This window comes from Hypericibacter adhaerens (assembly GCF_008728835.1).
Classification (GTDB): domain Bacteria; phylum Pseudomonadota; class Alphaproteobacteria; order Dongiales; family Dongiaceae; genus Hypericibacter; species Hypericibacter adhaerens.
Map to the genome: position 1 here is coordinate 2,266,289 of NZ_CP042582.1, position 16,444 is coordinate 2,282,732.

Consider the following 16,444-nt stretch of genomic DNA (forward strand, 5'->3'; position numbering starts at 1 on the left):
CGCGAAAGCGGGGATCCATGGAAGGGCGGGAGCACGGCATCGACATGGGCCCCCGCTTTCGCGGGGGTGACGGCAAAAGGGGGGAGCATCGCCCATGGATGCCGCGGTTCAGAAGCAGATCCTCGAGACCGTCGACAAGCTCGCGCGCGAGCGGGTTCTGCCGCGCGCGGCCGAGATCGACCGCACCGACGAGTTCCCGCGCGACCTCTACAAGGCGGCGGGCGAGCTCGGCCTGTTCGGGCTCTGGATCCCGGAGGAATATGGCGGCATCGGTCCCGACATGGCGACGCCGCTCCTGATCTCGGAACGGCTCGCGCGGGCGAGCGCCAGCTTCGCGCTCGTCTATAGCAATTGCGGCGACGCCTGCACGCCGATCGTCCATGCCGGGGCGCCGCATATCAAGGAACGCTACCTGCCGGGGATCGCCTCGGGCGGGATCATCCCCTGCTTCTCGCTGTCGGAGCCGGGTGCCGGTTCCGATGCGGGCGGCATCACCACCACGGCGCGGCGCGAGGGCGACCACTATGTCATCGACGGCCGCAAATGCTGGTGCACCAACGGTTCCGTCGGCGACGTCTTCATTCTCTTCGCCAAGACCGACAAGGAGGCCGGCAACAAGGGCGTCTCGGCCTTCGTCGTGCCGCGCGATACGCCAGGCTTCACCATCGGCCGCGACGAGGACCTGATCGGCCTGCGCGGCAGCCCGGCCACCCAGCTCCAGTTCGACGGCGCCAGGGTGCCGGTCGACCACCGGCTGGGTGAGGAGGGCGAGGGCTTCAAGATCGCGATGGTCTCGCTCGACGAGGCCCGGCTCAACTGCGCGGCCATGGCGATCGGCGTCGCGACCGCGGCGCTCGAAACGGCGGTCGCCTATGCCAAGGAGCGCGTGCAGTTCGGCAAGCCCATCATCCAGCATCAAGGCCTGCAGTTCCTGCTGGCGGAATCGGCGGCCCAGCTCGCGGCCGCGCGCAGCCTGTGGGAGCAGGCGATGACGCTGGTCGCCACCGCACCCGGCAGACGTTCCTCGAGCTTCGCCGCGATGGCCAAGCTGGTGGCGACGGATGCGGCGATGCAGATCACCACCGACGCCGTGCAGACGCTGGGCGGCTACGGCCTCAGCCGCGATTTCCCGGTCGAGCGCATGATGCGCGACGTCAAGGCCTTCCAGATCTTCGACGGCACCAACCAGATCCAGAAGATGCTCATCGGCCGCTATCTGGAGAAGTTCGGCGTGCCCTTCGCCGACGACACGCCGGCCTGAGGCTGGGACAGCAGAGGAAAGGAGCGACCCTTGTCAGACACTGTCATGCTGGAGATCCACGATCGCGTCGCCTGCCTGACCATCAATCGCGAGCGGTCCCGCAACGCGCTGAACGACGAGGCGCTGGGGCGGCTCAAGGCCAGCCTGGAGAATCTGGCACCGCCGGCCGTGGCCGCCATCGTGATCCGCGGTGCGGGCCTCAAGGCCTTCAGCGCCGGGTCCGACATCAAGGAGCTGGCCTCGCAGTCGCTGAAGGATCGCATCGCCCATACCGATCTCGGCCACGCGCTCGGCGACGCCATCGAGCAGCATCCTTGTCCCGTGATCGCCGCGATCGAAGGCTACTGCCTGGGCGGCGGGCTCGAGATCGCATCGGCCTGCGACTACCGGATCGCGGGTGCCGGCGCTGTGCTGGGCCTGCCGGAGGTGGCGCTGAACGCGCTGCCGAGCTGGGGCGGCACCATAAGGCTGCCGCGGATCGTCGGCGTGGCGCGGGCGCGCGAGCTCGTGCTGTTCGGCCGCCGGCTGACGGCGGAGGAGGCGATGAGCTGGAGCCTGGTCAATCGCGTGGTGCCGCAGGGCGAGGCCTTCGCGGCGGCGGTGGCGCTGGCCAAGGAGACCTTCGGCAACACCGATCCCGGCATCGTCAGCATCGCCAAGGGATTGCTCACCCACGGCACCGGAGCGTCGACGCGGACCGCGCGCCATCTCGAGCTGTTGGCGGACATGTCCGTCCTCGCTTCGGAGGCGATGGACCAGGGCGTGAAGGCGTTCTCGGGGAAGGGACCGGGTTGACGGGAGCCGCCGCTCAGAAGCTGGGTGGCGTGGCGGCGCTCACCATCTCGCATTCCTCGTCGCCGAGATTGCGGAAGCGGTGCGGCACGGTGCTGGAGAAGTAGTAGGCCTCGCCCGGCCCCAGCACCTTCTTGTGCTTGCCCACCGTGATCTCGATCTGCCCGCGGATGACGAGACCGGCTTCCTCGCCCTCATGGGCCAGCATCTGCTTGCCGGTGTCGGAACCGGGAGCGAAGACCTCGTGGAACATCTGGATCTTGCGGCTGCGGTTCTGGCCCGCGACGAGCCTGAGCGAGATGTCCGCGCCGCCCATCTCCACCAGGTCCTGCGCCGAGAAGAAGATCTGGTGATCGTCCCGGAGCGTCATCGAGAAGAATTCGGCGATGGAGATGGGGAAGGCGGCGAGGATCTTCCGCAAGGACGCCACCTGCGGGCTGGTCGCGTTCTTCTCGATCAGCGAGATCGTGCCGTTGGTCACGCCGGCGCGCTTGGCGAGCTCGCGCTGCGAGAGCCCATGCTGCTTGCGCAGCCAGACCAGCCGGGCGCCGACATCCTCCGGCACGCCGTCGGTCTTGGCTGACGGGTTGTTCCGGCTGCCCTGCCGGAGGCGGTCCAGCGAGGCCGAGGTACGACCTGACAAAGTCTTGGGTTTGCGCATATCCACGAGCGGATAGTTACTGCTGATTCCGTCGGGACTTCAAGCCGCCCGCGGGAGCGGAAACCGGTTCCCGCCAACCCTTGCGCCGTCCCGGTTGCCGCCTCATTATCCCTCGCTCTCGCGCGAGGGAAGGAACGGGGGAATGAGCGGATTGCTGCGGCTTCATCGGGAACGGGTGCAAGAGGGCTGGATCGACTATAACGGCCATCTGCTCGATGCCTACTACCTGCTCATCTTCTCCAACAACACCACCAGCTTCATGGACCATATCGGCCTCGGCGAAAAGGAACGGGCCGAGAAGGGGCACAGCCTCTTCACGCTGGAGATCCATCTCAACTATCTGCACGAGATCCTGGTGGGCAAGGAAACCTGGGTGGATACCCAGATCCTCGGGCATGACGCGAAGCGGCTCCATGTGTTCTATACGCTCTATGCCGAGGATTCGCCCGAGCCCCGGGCGACCAGCGAGCAGATGCTGATGAACATCGACATGAACCTGCGCCGCTCCGCTCCGTTCCTGCCGGAGGTCCAGGCGAAGATCGACGCCATCGCGCGTGCGCAAGCGGGCCTGCCGCGCCCGGCCAACGCCGGCCATGTGATCGCCCTCCCGCCACGGAAATAGCGCCGGATTGTTGTCGGCACGGCCCTCCATGCATCTCCGCCCGGCTCGTTCTGTCCCTTCCCCCGGAACGGGGGAAGGTCAGGAAGGGGGCTGCGCGATATCAGAAACCGAGCGGTCCCCTCTCTTTCCCTCCCCCGTTCCGAGGCTGAGGCATATACACGTCTCCAAGAGCGGGCGCTTTCACTCGTTCGTCATCCCCGCGCCCGGGTCCGGCCGTAGGCCGGCCCGAGCATAAACTCCAGCGGGGATCCATCTTGATCCAGCGCATCAAGCTTAGAGTTGGATCCCCGCTTTCGCGGGGATGACGATAAGGGCGACGGCTCGACATCAATGGAAAATGGCGGTGTCGGCAGGGGCAGAAAGGATGCATAGATGCCCTAGCCGTCTTCGGGGGAGGGGATAAGGCGGCCGTTTTGACTCTTGAGGAAATCCGCCATTAGATGAGGCTGCCCGACAGCGCTGCCTCAAGGCCGGACCTCGCCCCATGCCCACGCCCGCCCGGATCGATCTGCCCGAGACCCTGGGTTTCCTGCTCCTGCCCAAATTCTCGATGATGGCCTTCGTCTCGGCGGTGGAGCCGCTGCGGGTGGCGAACCGGCTCGCCGGTGCCATGCTCTACCAGTGGGAGATCGTCTCGCTCGAGGGCGCCTCGATCCTCGCCTCGAACGGCATGGCGCTGGTGGCCGACCGCCAGCTGAGCCAGCTCAGCCGCGGCGGGGCGCGCTATCGCACGGTGGTGGTGGGGGCGGGCTTCGAGCCCGAGCGCGGCTATGACCGCAGGGTCCGCGACTGGCTGCGTCGCCTCGACCGCAACGGCGTCGAGCTCGGCGCCATGGACACGGGCAGCTTCGTGCTGGCGCGCGCCGGGCTTCTCGACGGCTATCGCGCGACCACCCATTGGGAGAGCCTCGACAGCTTCCGCGAGCGGTTCCCGAAGGTCGAAGCCGAGGGCGGCCTGTTCGCGATCGACCGCAACCGCCTGACCTGCGCCGGCGGCACGGCGGCGCTCGACATGATGCTCCATCTCATCTCGCGCCGGCATGGCCACCGGCTTGCCACCGCCGTCTCGGAACAGTTCATCCATGCCCGCATCCGCGATCCGCAGGACCGGCAGCGCATGGAGCCCGCGGCGCGCCAGGGCGTGTCGCATGCCGGGCTCGGCCGCGCCATCGCACTCATGGAGAAGAATCTCGAGGAGCCGCTCGACGCGGCCCGCATGGCGCGCGGCGCCGGCCTGTCGCAGCGCCAGCTCGAGCGGCTGTTCCGCGAGCACCTCAAGACCACGCCGCAGCGCTATTATCTCGACCTGCGCCTGCAGCGCGCCCGGGCGCTGCTGCAATATAGCGAGATGCCGGTGGTCGAGGTCGCGGTCGCCTGCGGCTTCGGTTCGGCGGCGCATTTCTCGCGCAGCTATCGGACCTGGTCGGGACGCGCGCCTAGCGCCGAGCGGCGCCCCCGGGCCTGAGGACGTTAGCGTCGCCGCCGGCCCGGGGTCTTGTCTTTCGCGGCGTTCCGGTGTCGCTTTGCCGCCGCCCCGGCCTTGGGCGTCGCTCGCCCGGCTGGCCGGACCGCACGGCCGATATGCGCGTAGGCGACGATCTCGATCCGGGCGCCCGGCACCACCAGTCCTGTGATGAAGACGGCGCGGTTCGGATAAGGCTCGGAAAAGTAGGGACCGTAGACGGCGTTCATGCCGGCGAAGTCCCGCGCGTCCGGCAGATAGACGAGAACCTGCGTCACATCGGCGAGCGTGCCGCCGGCCGCCTCGACCGTGCGCCGCAGATTGGACAAGGTGAGTGCCGTTTGCAGGCCGATGTCGCCGGTCTCGAAGCTGCCGTCGGCTCTCAACGGGAGCTGGGCGGTGTAAAGGATGCCATCGGCGATGGTCGCCCATTGAATCGGCCGCCCGGCGATCGCCGGCAGGCCGGTGTCCACGGCACGTTTCGTCATCGGCTCTCCCTGGCCGCCCGTGTTCCCGGCGGCCCGCGCGATGGCAGGAAATCGTCAGAACTTAGCGGCCCCTCGGCCTGGTGGGGAATGCGTGGCGAGAAGGGAGCGCGGTCCTGTCGGCTTTCCTCATGTGGATGGCGAAATTCATCAAGCGCGCGGAACGGCGGCGGCTGACCATCCGGCCAGTTTCGGTTCCATAAGACGCCCCCAGGGAGGAGAGACCCGATGAACTACGATGTTGTCGTGACCTGTGCCGTGACCGGCGCCGGCGACACGGTCGGCAAGCACCCGGCCATTCCCGTGACCCCCAAGCAGATCGCGGATGCGGCGATCGAGGCCGCCAAGGCGGGCGCCGCCATCGCCCATATCCATGTGCGCGACCCCAAGACGGGGAAGGGCGCGCGGACGGTGGAGTACTACAAGGAGGTGGTCGACCGGGTCCGCTCCAGCAACACGGACGTGGTGATCAACCTCACCGCCGGCATGGGCGGCGATCTCGAGGTCAATGACGCCAGCCCGACCAAGCCCGGCCCCAACACCGACCTGGTGAGCGCGATCGAGCGGCTGGCCCATGTGGAGGCGCTGCTGCCCGAGATCTGCACGCTCGATTGCGGCACGCTCAATTTCGGCGACGGCGAGACGATCTATGTCTCGACGCCGGTCATGCTGCGCAAGGGCGCCAAGCGCGTCCAGGAGCTGGGGGTGAAGCCCGAGCTCGAATGTTTCGACACCGGCCATCTCTGGTTCGCCAAGCAGATGTTCAAGGAAGGCCTGCTCGACGCGCCGCCGCTGTTCCAGATCTGCCTGGGGATTCCGTGGGGCGCGCCGGCCGATACCGTCTCGATGAAGGCGATGGTCGACAACCTGCCCGAGGGCGCCAACTGGTCGGGCTTCGGCATCGGCCGCAACCAGATGCCGATGGTGGCGCAGGCCGCCATCCTCGGCGGCAATGTGCGCGTCGGGCTCGAGGACAATATCTGGCTCGACAAAGGCGTCCATGCCTCGAACGGCACGCTGGTCGACCGCGCCATCAAGATCCTGAACCTGATGGGTGCGCGCGCCATGACGCCGGACGAGGCGCGCAAGAAGTTCGGCCTCAAGAAGCGTCACTGAGCCGATCCGGCGAAGGAGCGATCCATGGCGAACGCCATCAAGACCTGTGCCGTCATCGGCACGGGCGTCATCGGCGCCGGCTGGGCCGCGCGCTTCCTGGCCCATGGCCTCGCTGTCGTGGCCTGGGACCCCGGCAAGGATGCCGAGACCAAGCTCAAGGCCAGCCTGGAGAACGCCTGGCCGGCTCTGACGCGGCTGGGCCTCAAGCCCGGCGCCGACCTCAAGCGCTGCCGCTTCGTGAAGACCGTCGAGGAGGCGGTGAAGGATGCCGATTTCATCCAGGAATCGGCGCCCGAGGTGCTGGAGCTCAAGATCAAGCTCCATGCCCAGATCGACGCGGCCGCCCGGCCCGACGTGATCGTCGGCTCCTCGACCTCGGGCCTGCTGCCCTCGGACATGCAGGCCGCCTGCAAGCATCCGGAGCGGCTCGTGGTCGGCCATCCCTTCAACCCGGTCTATCTGCTGCCGCTGGTCGAGGTGCTGGGCGGCAAGAAGACGGCGGCCGCCTCGGTCGACCGCGCCTGCGCCTTCTATGAATCGATCGGCATGCGGCCGATGCGGGTGAAGAAGGAGATCGAGGGCTTCGTCGCCGATCGCCTGCTCGAGGCGCTGTGGCGGGAGTCGCTCCATCTCATCAATGACGGCGTGGCGACCACGGCCGACATCGACGACGCGATGCGCTTCGGCGCCGGCATCCGCTTCTCCTATATGGGGCAGATGATGATCTACCACATCGCCGGCGGCGATGCAGGCATGCATCATTTCATGGCCCAGTTCGGCCCCGCGCTGAAGCTGCCCTGGACCAAGCTCGAGGCGCCGGAGCTGACTCAGGAGCTCATCAACAAGGTCGCCGACGGGACCACGGCCCAGGCCAAGGGCCGCTCGGTCAAGGAGCTCGAGCGCTATCGCAACGACTGCATCATCGAGGTGATGGAAGCGATCGCGCGGGTGAAGAAGAAGCACGGCATGCAGCCGGGGGACTGACCCGGCATACCCCTCCCCCGAACCCCCTCCCGCATCCTCCTTCGCCCGATGGGCTTCGGAGGACAGGCGGGGAGGGGGTAAGGGAGGGACGGCCACGGGATGCGATAGCTAAGAGGCCTTCGCCATGGATTTCGGGTTGAGCAGCGAGCAGCAGCTTCTGGTCGAAAGCGTGCGGGCCTTCGTCGAGACCGAGCTCGCGCCGTACGAGAACGAGGTCGAGAAGACCAACGCGGTGCGCCCCGAGCTGATCCGGCAGATCAAGGAACGCGCGATCAAGGCGGGCTTCTGGGCCGCGAACATGCCCGAGGATCTGGGCGGCGGCGGGCTCGACCATGTCTCCCTCGCGCTGATGGAACGCGAGCTGGGCCGCACCTCCTTCGCGCTCCAATATGCGGTGGGCCGGCCCTCGAACATCCTGCGCGCCTGCGTCGGCGAGCAGATCGACCGCTATCTGCTGCCGGCGATCCGCGGCGAGCGGGTCGAGTGCCTGGCGCTCACCGAGCCCGGCGCCGGCTCCGACCTGCGCTCGATGAAGACGCGCGCGGTGCGCCAGGGCGACCATTACGTCGTCAACGGCACCAAGCATTTCATCTCCTATGCCGATGTCGCCGATTTCATCGTGCTGTTCGCGGCCAGCGGCGAGGAGCAGACGGGGAAGGGGGCCAAGAAGCTCATCACCTCCTTCCTGGTCGACAAGGGAACGCCGGGCCTCGAGGTGCGCAAGGGGCCCAACTCGGTCTCGCATCGGGGCTATCACCATTGCGAGCTGATCTTCACCGACTGCAAGCTCCCCGTCGCGCAGATCCTGGGCGAGGAGCATCACGGCTTCGACGTCGCCAACAAATGGCTGGGTGCCACGCGTCTCACGGTCGCGACCCAGTGTGTCGGCCGCGCGCAGAAGGCGCTCGAGATGGCGACGCAGTGGGCCGCGACGCGCAAGCAGTTCGGCCAGACCATCGGCAAGTTCCAGGGGACGTCGTTCAAACTTGCCGACATGGCGACCGAGATCCAGGCGGCCGAATGGCTGGTCATGAACGCCGCCTGGAAAGCCGACCAGGGCACGGTCGAGGACCAGGATTTCGCGATGGCGAAGCTCTACGCGACCGAGATGCTGGCCCGCGTCACCGACCATGCCGTACAGATCTTCGGCGGCATGGGGCTGATGGAGGAGGTCGGCGTCGAGCGGCTCTGGCGCGATGCCCGCGTCGAGCGCATCTGGGACGGCACCTCCGAGATCCAGCGCCACATCATCAGCCGCGCGCTGCTGCGCCCGCATGAGGGGTGAGGGCAGTTTCCCTCGTCAGGTTGGCGCCTTCGATGCACGGGCGAAAGCGTCGCCCTCCATCGTCATCCCCGCGAAAGCGGGGATCCATCCTGATCCAGGTCACCAGGCTTTGACATGGATCCCCGCTTTCGCGGGGATGACCAGGGGGCGGGCGCTGACAGTGTCGGCAGGAGCATGCCGACGGTCAGGTCGCAGCGCCCTCACTTCCGCTTCGGCTGCCAGAGCCCCAATGCCGCGCCGCTCGGGTCGGTGATGATCGAGAGCGAGCCGGCCCCCATCACCTCCGTCACGTCCTTCATCACCTTGGCGCCGAGCTTGCGGGCCTTGTCGGTGGCGGCGACGATGTCCTCGACCAGCACATAGGGCAGCCAGAAGGAGGGGGCGCCGGGGATCATCTGCTTCATCATGCCCCCGCCGGTGCCGTCGCCGACGCCGATCATGGTGTAGGTCATGCCGCCGCCCATCTCGACATCCTCGAGCTTCCAGTCGAACAGCGACTTGTAGAAGCTCTTGGCCTTGCCGAGGTCGGTGCTGCTCAGTTCCACATGCACGAAGGGATTGCCCATGGCCGGTCTCCGGGGTTGGGGTTCGTTCGTGGCGTGGACTTCAGTCCTGAGCCAAAATATGTTCAAGAACATATTTTAATGCCGGCCCATTCTCGTCATGACAGGGAGGTGACGGACCATGCCCTATCCCCAGGATCATCGGCAGGAAACCCGCGAGCGCATCCTCGCCAGCGCCCGGCGGCTGTTCAACCGCAAAGGCCTGTCCGAGGTCTCGATCGACGAGGTGATGGCCGGGGCCGGCCTCACCCGCGGCGGCTTCTACAGCTATTTCACCAGCAAGGACGAGCTCTACGCCGAGGCGATCACCGTCTTCACGCGGCGCTTCCCGAGCGAGCCCTGGCAATGCGGCAAGGAGGGCGCGCCGCCGCCGGCCGACCGTCCGCTGGCCGCCAGCATCGTCGACGCCTATCTGTCGCGGGCCCATTTCGACGATATCGAGGGATCCTGCCCCATGCTGGGCCTGCCCAGCGACGTGGCGCGCGGCGGCCGGGCGGTGAAGGCCGCCTATCGCGAGGTGCTGGGCATGATGGTCGGCGCCTTCTCGGCCCATCTCGGGCCCGACCGCAAGGCCGCCTATGAGCGGGCGCTCGGCATCGCCGCACTCTGCGTCGGCGGCATGGTGCTGGCCCGCGCGGTCGACGATCCGGTCCTGGCCGACGATCTGCGCGAGGCCGCGCGCAAGATGGCGCAATCGATCGGCGCCTGGGACCGGACGCCCGAGCCGGCCTGACGCGTCACGCCGGCCGAAACCGGCGGAATCCACAGGAATCCGGTCCGGCTGGCAAGAGAGGCCGCGGCTTTGCTAGCTTGCGGGGAAGGCGGGGCGAAGACCTCGCGCAAAGACCTTCCCCTGGGAGCTGACCTTTTGGCCGTCATCCGCGAATTTCGCCCTGTCCATCGTCCCAAGCCGGCACCGGGCCCGAGGCGCCGTGGCGCATCCGGCCGGTCGCGGCCGGCCTCGTTGACAGCGGCGATCCTCGATCCCGCGGCTCTGGGCGGGCTGGTCGAGCATCTCGAGACCGAAAGCTTCTTCGACCGGCTGCATGCCCTCCTGAACACGGTGCTCCATATCGACAATCTGGTGGCGATCGTGTTCCGCCCGGAAGGCTCGCCGCTCATCCTGCATCAGAAGTCGCCGCAGCAGCCGAACTTCTTCCGGATGATGTATGCGCAAGGCGCCTATCTGCTCGATCCCTTCTATCTCGCCAGCCGGGACGAGCGGCGGACCGGCATCCATCGCTTGAAGCATCTGGCGCCCGATCGCTTCGCCGAGAGCGAGTTCTATCGCAGCTACTATGCCAAGGTCTCGATGATCGACGAGATCGGGCTGCTCTGGCCGTTCGACGACGAGCTGACCCTGCATCTGTCCCTGGGACGCCGCCTCGGTTCCGAGCGCTTCGACACCCGCGAGTTCGCGGCCTTCTCGCATATCGCGCCGCTCCTGGGCGCGCTGCTGCGCCGGCAGGCCCGGGGCGCCGTCGACGCCTGGCGCGAGGGCGACACGTCCGGGGATGTGGCGGAAACCGGCGAGCCCTTCAGCAACATCGCGCAGGATTGGCTCAAGGATTTCCACGCCACCGCGCGCGAGACCGAGATCGCGGCCCTCATCCTGCAGGGCCATTCCAACATCTCGATCGGCCAGGCCCTCAAGATCAGCGGCGAGACGGTCAAGGTCCACCGCAAGCATCTCTACGCGAAGCTGGCGATCTCGTCGCAGACCGAGCTGTTCCTGCTCTTCATCGACCGCATCAAGAAGTTCTCGGCGGCCCGGCGCCGGGCCTAGGGCCGGCCTACCGTCGGCAGGGTATTGGGCCGCGGGTCGGGGCGGGCATAATGGGATCGGGCTGAATAAATCGGGCGGGCAAGGAGGTGCCATCATGACGTTGAGCTGCGCATTGACCTTCGATTTCGACGCCATGTCGGTCTGGGTGGGCTCCTACAAGGCGCGCAACCCTTCCGTGGTGTCGCGGGGCGAGTTCTGCGCCGTTTCCATCCCGCGCATCCTCGACCTCCTGGCCAAGCACCGCATCCCCGGGACCTTCTGCGTGCCGGGCCACACGGCGCTGGCCTATCCCGAGCTGATCAAGCGGATCCATGGCGAGGGCCACGAAATCGCCCATCACGGCTGGGTCCATGAGAACCCGGCCGATTTCGACGAGGCCGGCGAGCGGCGCAACATGGAGCTGGGGCTGGAGGCGCTGCAGAAGGCGGCCGGCGTGCGGCCCAAGGGCTACCGCTCGCCCTCCTGGGATTTCAGCCAGCACACCATCAAGATCCTGCTCGATTACGGCTTCTCCTATGACTCGAGCCTGATGGGCGGCGATTTCATTCCCTACTATGCGCGCGTCGGCGACAAGTATGACGACAAGACGCCCTATGTCTTCGGCGCCAATGTCGATCTGGTCGAGCTGCCGATCACCTGGCTCCTGGACGACTTCCCGCATTTCGAGTTCGTCGATCGCGATTGCCAGGGCTTGGCCTCGGCCTCCAAGGTGGAGGAGATCTGGCGCGACGAGTTCGACTATGCACATGAGAACGCGCCGGGCGGCCTGTTCAACCTGACCATGCATCCGCAGGTGATCGGTCGCGGCTATCGCATGAAGATGCTCGAGCGGCTGATCGAGCATTACAAGAGCTTCGGCGACGTCGAGTTCACGACATTGGACGGCTATGTCGAAGGCTGGCGCAAGGCCAACCCGCTGGAGGTGTGGCGGAATTCGGGCGCGATCCAGGCCCAGCCGGCCTCGCACCGGGTCCCGGCCTGAGTGCCGGACCGGCCTCGGGTTCAGGCCGGGCGGACGGCCAGGATGAAGATGCGCTTGAAGGCGAAGAGCGTGCTGCCGTCGGCCTCGGGCGGATAGGCCTTGCGGATGCGCTCGGCATAATCGGCTTCGAAGCGCGTCTTCTCGTCCTCGTCGAGCGGCTCCATGAAGGGCCTGAGGCCCGTGGCGCGCGTCCAGGTCACGACCGGGTTGTCGCCCGCGAGCCGCATCAGATAGTCCGTCTCCCAGATCTCGACATTGTCGGCCAGGGGCGCCATCAGCCGGGCATAGAAGGCCGGCTCGGCCACGGGCGCCGGACGGTCGATCTGTGTCGCGAGCTTGGCCCGCCAGGGGCCCGACTTCGCGGTCTCGATCATCAGCGTGTGGGAGGGGCGGCCATGGTTGCGCGGCATCTGCACGGCCATGACGCCGCCGGGCCTGACGAGCCCGAACAGGCGGGGAAACAGTGTCTCGTGATGCGGCAGCCATTGCAGCACGGCGTTGGTGAAGAGCAGGTCCGGCGGCTCGGGCGGCGTCCAGCGGGCGGCATCGCCCTCGACGAAGGCGACCTCCGGCAGCAGCCGGCGGGCCGCGGTCAGCATCGCGGGCGAATTGTCCATGCCGAGGAGCCGGGATTGCGGCCAGCGCTCGCGCAGCAAGGCCGTGACATTGCCGGCGCCGCAGCCGACATCGAGGATGAAGTCCGGCCGGTCGAGCGGAACGCGCTGGATCAGGTCCAGCGCCGGACGCTCGCGCTCGCCGGCGAACCGCTTGTAGAGCGCGGGCTGCCAGTCGGGTTTCGCCGGACTGCCGTTCGCGGAGGCACTCATGGCGGTATCAGGTGTCCGACCACATGCGCAGCAGGTTGGCGTGGCTCTTCTGCGCGAGATAGGCCTCCTCGGCATCGGGCTGCTTCTCGTGCAGCCGGCGGCGAACCAGGTCGAGCTCGTAGAGGATCTCGCGCTTGGCGGGATCGCGGACCAGGCTCTGGACCCAGGTCACGGCGCAAAGCCGCTCGCCGCGCGTGAGCGGCGTGACCTCGTGCAGGCTCGAGGCCGGATAGACCACCGCGGCTCCCATCGGCAGCTTCACCTGCCGCGGCCCGTAGCTGGCATGGATGGTCAGCTCGCCGCCGTCGTAATCGGTCGGCGGGCAGAGAAACAGCGTCACCGCGATATCGCTGCGCACCGGATTGTCGGCACCCATCACGCCATTGTCGACATGCTTGCCGTAATGCATGCCCGGGCGGTAGCGGCTGATGAGGCAGGGGCGGATATGCTTGGGCATGGCCGCGCGGCGGAACTCGACGCTCCGCAGCAGCGCGTCGCGCACGCGCTTCTGGACCTCCGGCTTGTTCTTGTCGCTGCGGGCGAGCTGCTCGTTCTTCTTGACCCGGCGGGCTTGCGAGCCGGCCGTGGCGATGCCGTCTTCGAAACTGCCCTCGGTGACGAGGTCGCGCAGCTCGGCGATCTCGGCGGCGGTCATGACGTCGGGGATGAAGTAAATCATCGTGAGGCAGGCCGGGCCTTGTCGGTCGCGAGGAAAGCGGTCGGTCGGCCCGTATCTTGGCGGTGGCGGGCGGGCGCGGCAAGGCTCCTGACGCGGCGTCTGCCGCCGGCCTCAAGACGCTGCCGGACCGGGCGCGGCGAGATCGAGCGTCACCCGCAAGGCATCCGCGCGGTCCGATTCGAGCTCGGTGCGGAATCCGAGGCGGCGGCAGATGTCGATCATCGCCAGGTTCTCGTTGAGGACGATGCCGACGATCCGGCGGATGCCGCGCCCGCGCGCATAGGCGATGATCTTCTCCATCAGCCGGGTGCCGATGCCGTGTCCCGCCAACTGGTCGAGAACCGCGATGGCGAACTCGGCGCTGTCATTGTCGGGATCGGCGCTGATCCGCACCACGGCGAAGATCTCGGCCTGGCCGGCCGGTCCCGGGCCGACCAGGACCAGCGCCATCTCCCGTTCGTAATCGATCTGGGTCAGCCGCGCGCGCAGATAGGGCGGCACCTCCTTGAGCGGCGCGAAGAAGCGCATCCGGACGGATTCGGGCGACATGCGCGCGAAGGCCGCCGCGAGCTGCGGCTCGTCCTCGGGCAGGATCGGGCGCAGCAGCAGCGTGCCGCCGCCGTCCGGCATCGGGAACGGCTCCTCGAGCCGGCGCGGATAGGGACGGATGGCGAGGCGCGAGCTGCCCGGCCGGGCGGCAGGTTTCAGGCGCAGGCGGCTGTCCACGGCGAGCACGCCCTTGGCATCGGCCAGCAGCGGGTTGATGTCCAGCTCGGCGACGTCGGGCAGGTCGATCGCGATCTGCGACAGCTTGACGAGGGTCAGCGCGATGGCGTCGAGGTCGGCGGCGGGCCGGTCGCGATAACCCTGGAGCAGGCGGAAGATCCGGGTCCGGGCCATGAGCTCGCGCGCCAGCGCCATGTTGAGCGGCGGGAGCGCGATGGCCCGGTCGGCGACGACCTCGACGGAGGTGCCGCCGCTGCCGAACAGCACGACCGGCCCGAAGGTGGGATCGTCGGTGAGCCCCAGGATCAGTTCGTGGGCGGTCGCGCGGTGGATCATGGGCTCGACGGTAAAGCCTTCGATGCGGGCGCCGGGGCTGAGGCGCTCGACCCGCTCGCGCATGGCGAGCACGGCGACGGCGACGTCGCTCGGCGATTCGAGATTGAGCGAGACGCCGCCCACGTCGGATTTGTGCGAGATGTCGGGCGATCGGATCTTGAGGGCGACCGGCTGGCCGATCCGGCGCTGCGCGTCCGCGGCCTCGGCCCCCGTCGCGGCGACGATGCTCTCGACCGTGGGGATGGCGAAGGCCTTGAGGATCGCCTGCGCCTCGGGTCCCTGAATCAGGTTGTGCCCGGCCTCGAGAGCCGAAGCGATCGCGGCCTGCGCCGTCGGCAGGTCGGTGGCGAACTGCTCGGGCACGGAAGGCGGCGTCTGCATCAGCATGTCCTGGTTGCGCCGGTAGCGGACCAGGTGCATGAAGCCGCGGACGGCCTGCTCGGGCGTCTCGTAGCTGGGGATATGGGCGGCGGCGAAGAGCTGGCGGGCGTCGCGCGCATCCTGCTCGCCGATCCAGCTCACCAGCACCGGCCGCTCCGCCTTCTTCACGGCCTCGATCACCCTGGCCGCGCTCTTGACGCTCGGCGCCACCGCGGTCGGGCAGTTCAGGACCAGCAGCACGTCCGATCCCGGATCCGTGAGCAGGGGGCCGATCGCCTGGGCATAGCGCTCCGGCGGCGCGTCGCCGATGATGTCGACGGGGTTACCATGCGACCAACTGGGCGGAAGCACGGCCTCGAGCATGGCCTGGGTGCCGGGCGAGAGTTCCGCCAGCTTGCCGTTCTGGGCAGCCAGCTCGTCGGTGGCGAGGATGCCGATGCCGCCGCCATTGGTCAGGATCGCGAGCCGGTCGCCGGCGATGCGCCGGCCGCTGCCGAGCGTTTCGGCGGCCGCGAACAGCTCGTCCAGGCTGAAGACGCGCAGCATGCCGGCGCGCCGGAAGGCCGCGTCATAGACGGCATCGGCACCGGCCATCGACCCGGTGTGGGAGGCGACCGCCTTGGCGGTCTCGGCGAAGCGGCCGGCCTTGATGACGATGACCGGCTTGCTGCGCGCGGCGATCCGGGCCGCCGACATGAATTTGCGTGCATGGGTGACGGCCTCGACATAGAGCAGGATGGCCCGGGTTTCTGGATCGCTCGCCAGGTGATCGAGCATGTCGCCGAAATCGACATCGGCCATCTCGCCCATCGAGACCATGCAGGAGAAGCCGATGCCGCGCGGCTTGGCCCAATCGAGCACCGAGGTGATGATCGCGCCCGATTGGGACAGGAATGCGATCGGCCCCCGCAGCGGATCGAGATGCGCGAAGCTGGCATTGAGCGAGAGGCCCGGCAGCATGAGGCCGACGCAGTTGGGACCCAGGATGCGCAGCAGATGCGGCCGGGCCGCGTCGAGCATGGCCTGGGTGAGCGCACGGCCTTCGGCACTCGAGCCGAAACCGTTGCCGATCACGACCGCGGCCTTGCAGCCGATGGCGCCCAGCTCGGCGATGATCGCCGGCACGGTCGGCGCGGGCGTGGCGACGACGGCCAGATCGGGCACGAAACCCAGCGCCGAGGCGCTGGCCGCGACCGGGCGGCCGAAGATATCGGCGTGGCGCGGATTGACCAGGCCGACCGGCCCCTTGAACTGATGCAGCAGATTGCGGGTCAGTACGCCCCCCACGCTGTCGCGCTTCGGGCTGGCGCCGATCAGGGCCACGCTCGCCGGTTTCATCAGCTTGTCGAAATTGCGGATGGTCATGGCAGTCCCTGATGGCTGGCGATCGCGTCCTGCCGATGGATCAAGGCCTCGCATGGCCGGGCTGGCGCGAACGGCGCGCCTGCCGACCCGGCGAGGGAACAGTAAACAGGATAGCGGCGATCGATGGCAAA

Annotated in this window: 16 protein-coding genes; 10 read left to right on the forward strand and 6 right to left on the reverse strand. The window is 67.9% G+C overall.

The genetic code is table 11. The annotated features are described in order from the left end of the window. Window positions 1–94: 94 nt before the first annotated feature. Together FRZ61_RS09885 and FRZ61_RS09890 are read left to right on the forward strand one after the other, a co-directional pair. Complete coding sequence (locus tag FRZ61_RS09885) at window positions 95–1,261, forward strand: acyl-CoA dehydrogenase family protein (RefSeq protein ID WP_151117077.1); 1,167 nt, start codon at window positions 95–97, stop codon at window positions 1,259–1,261. A 30-nt stretch (window positions 1,262–1,291) separates the two neighbouring features. Next, complete coding sequence (locus tag FRZ61_RS09890; protein WP_151117079.1) at window positions 1,292–2,056, forward strand: enoyl-CoA hydratase/isomerase family protein; 765 nt, start codon at window positions 1,292–1,294, stop codon at window positions 2,054–2,056. Between the two features lie 13 nt (window positions 2,057–2,069). Here FRZ61_RS09890 and FRZ61_RS09895 read toward each other — a convergent pair whose 3' ends face one another. Further along, window positions 2,070–2,714, reverse strand: a complete 645-nt coding sequence (locus FRZ61_RS09895) for a cupin domain-containing protein (protein WP_318526371.1) — start codon at window positions 2,712–2,714, stop codon at window positions 2,070–2,072. Between the two features lie 142 nt (window positions 2,715–2,856). On the opposite strand from FRZ61_RS09895, the gene FRZ61_RS09900 reads away from it, so the two are divergent. Then, window positions 2,857–3,336 (forward strand): thioesterase family protein, encoded by a 480-nt coding sequence (locus FRZ61_RS09900; RefSeq protein WP_151117081.1) that lies wholly within the window; start codon window positions 2,857–2,859, stop codon window positions 3,334–3,336. A 484-nt stretch (window positions 3,337–3,820) separates the two neighbouring features. After that, window positions 3,821–4,801: a GlxA family transcriptional regulator gene (locus FRZ61_RS09905; protein WP_191909378.1), complete on the forward strand. Its 981-nt coding sequence runs from the start codon at window positions 3,821–3,823 to the stop codon at window positions 4,799–4,801. Between the two features lie 5 nt (window positions 4,802–4,806). Here the strand turns inward: FRZ61_RS09905 and FRZ61_RS09910 are convergent, their stop codons facing one another. Next, window positions 4,807–5,271: a RidA family protein gene (locus FRZ61_RS09910; RefSeq protein ID WP_225309198.1), complete on the reverse strand. Its 465-nt coding sequence runs from the start codon at window positions 5,269–5,271 to the stop codon at window positions 4,807–4,809. A gap of 240 nt (window positions 5,272–5,511) precedes the next feature. Here FRZ61_RS09910 and FRZ61_RS09915 point away from each other — a divergent pair, with 240 nt between their 5' ends. From FRZ61_RS09915 to FRZ61_RS09925, 3 genes are all read left to right on the forward strand, one after another. Next, the gene (locus tag FRZ61_RS09915; protein WP_151117085.1) at window positions 5,512–6,399 is read left to right on the forward strand and encodes a BKACE family enzyme; all 888 of its coding nucleotides are present in this window, start codon (window positions 5,512–5,514) and stop codon (window positions 6,397–6,399) included. A 24-nt stretch (window positions 6,400–6,423) separates the two neighbouring features. Beyond that, on the forward strand, window positions 6,424–7,383 hold the full coding sequence (locus FRZ61_RS09920; RefSeq protein WP_151117087.1) for an L-carnitine dehydrogenase: 960 nt from the start codon (window positions 6,424–6,426) through the stop codon (window positions 7,381–7,383). Between the two features lie 124 nt (window positions 7,384–7,507). Continuing rightward, the gene (locus FRZ61_RS09925) at window positions 7,508–8,668 is read left to right on the forward strand and encodes an acyl-CoA dehydrogenase family protein (RefSeq protein ID WP_151117089.1); all 1,161 of its coding nucleotides are present in this window, start codon (window positions 7,508–7,510) and stop codon (window positions 8,666–8,668) included. A gap of 200 nt (window positions 8,669–8,868) precedes the next feature. Here the strand turns inward: FRZ61_RS09925 and FRZ61_RS09930 are convergent, their stop codons facing one another. Continuing rightward, window positions 8,869–9,234 (reverse strand): VOC family protein, encoded by a 366-nt coding sequence (locus FRZ61_RS09930; protein ID WP_151117091.1) that lies wholly within the window; start codon window positions 9,232–9,234, stop codon window positions 8,869–8,871. 118 nt (window positions 9,235–9,352) lie between these two features. On the opposite strand from FRZ61_RS09930, the gene FRZ61_RS09935 reads away from it, so the two are divergent. From FRZ61_RS09935 to FRZ61_RS09945, 3 genes are all read left to right on the forward strand, one after another. Then, window positions 9,353–9,964, forward strand: a complete 612-nt coding sequence (locus FRZ61_RS09935) for a TetR/AcrR family transcriptional regulator (RefSeq protein ID WP_151117093.1) — start codon at window positions 9,353–9,355, stop codon at window positions 9,962–9,964. Between the two features lie 231 nt (window positions 9,965–10,195). Next, window positions 10,196–11,017, forward strand: coding sequence for a helix-turn-helix transcriptional regulator (locus FRZ61_RS09940; protein WP_151117095.1), 822 nt, complete (start codon window positions 10,196–10,198; stop codon window positions 11,015–11,017). Window positions 11,018–11,111: 94 nt separating this feature from the next. Next, window positions 11,112–11,999 (forward strand): polysaccharide deacetylase family protein, encoded by an 888-nt coding sequence (locus FRZ61_RS09945; protein WP_225309199.1) that lies wholly within the window; start codon window positions 11,112–11,114, stop codon window positions 11,997–11,999. Between the two features lie 20 nt (window positions 12,000–12,019). Here FRZ61_RS09945 and tam read toward each other — a convergent pair whose 3' ends face one another. From tam to FRZ61_RS09960, 3 genes are all read right to left on the reverse strand, one after another. Continuing rightward, on the reverse strand, window positions 12,020–12,826 hold the full coding sequence (gene tam, locus FRZ61_RS09950) for a trans-aconitate 2-methyltransferase (protein ID WP_151117097.1): 807 nt from the start codon (window positions 12,824–12,826) through the stop codon (window positions 12,020–12,022). 7 nt (window positions 12,827–12,833) lie between these two features. After that, on the reverse strand, window positions 12,834–13,505 hold the full coding sequence (locus tag FRZ61_RS09955) for a Fe2+-dependent dioxygenase (protein ID WP_151117099.1): 672 nt from the start codon (window positions 13,503–13,505) through the stop codon (window positions 12,834–12,836). A gap of 111 nt (window positions 13,506–13,616) precedes the next feature. Then, window positions 13,617–16,313 (reverse strand): bifunctional acetate--CoA ligase family protein/GNAT family N-acetyltransferase, encoded by a 2,697-nt coding sequence (locus FRZ61_RS09960; protein WP_151117101.1) that lies wholly within the window; start codon window positions 16,311–16,313, stop codon window positions 13,617–13,619. Window positions 16,314–16,444: the final 131 nt, after the last annotated feature.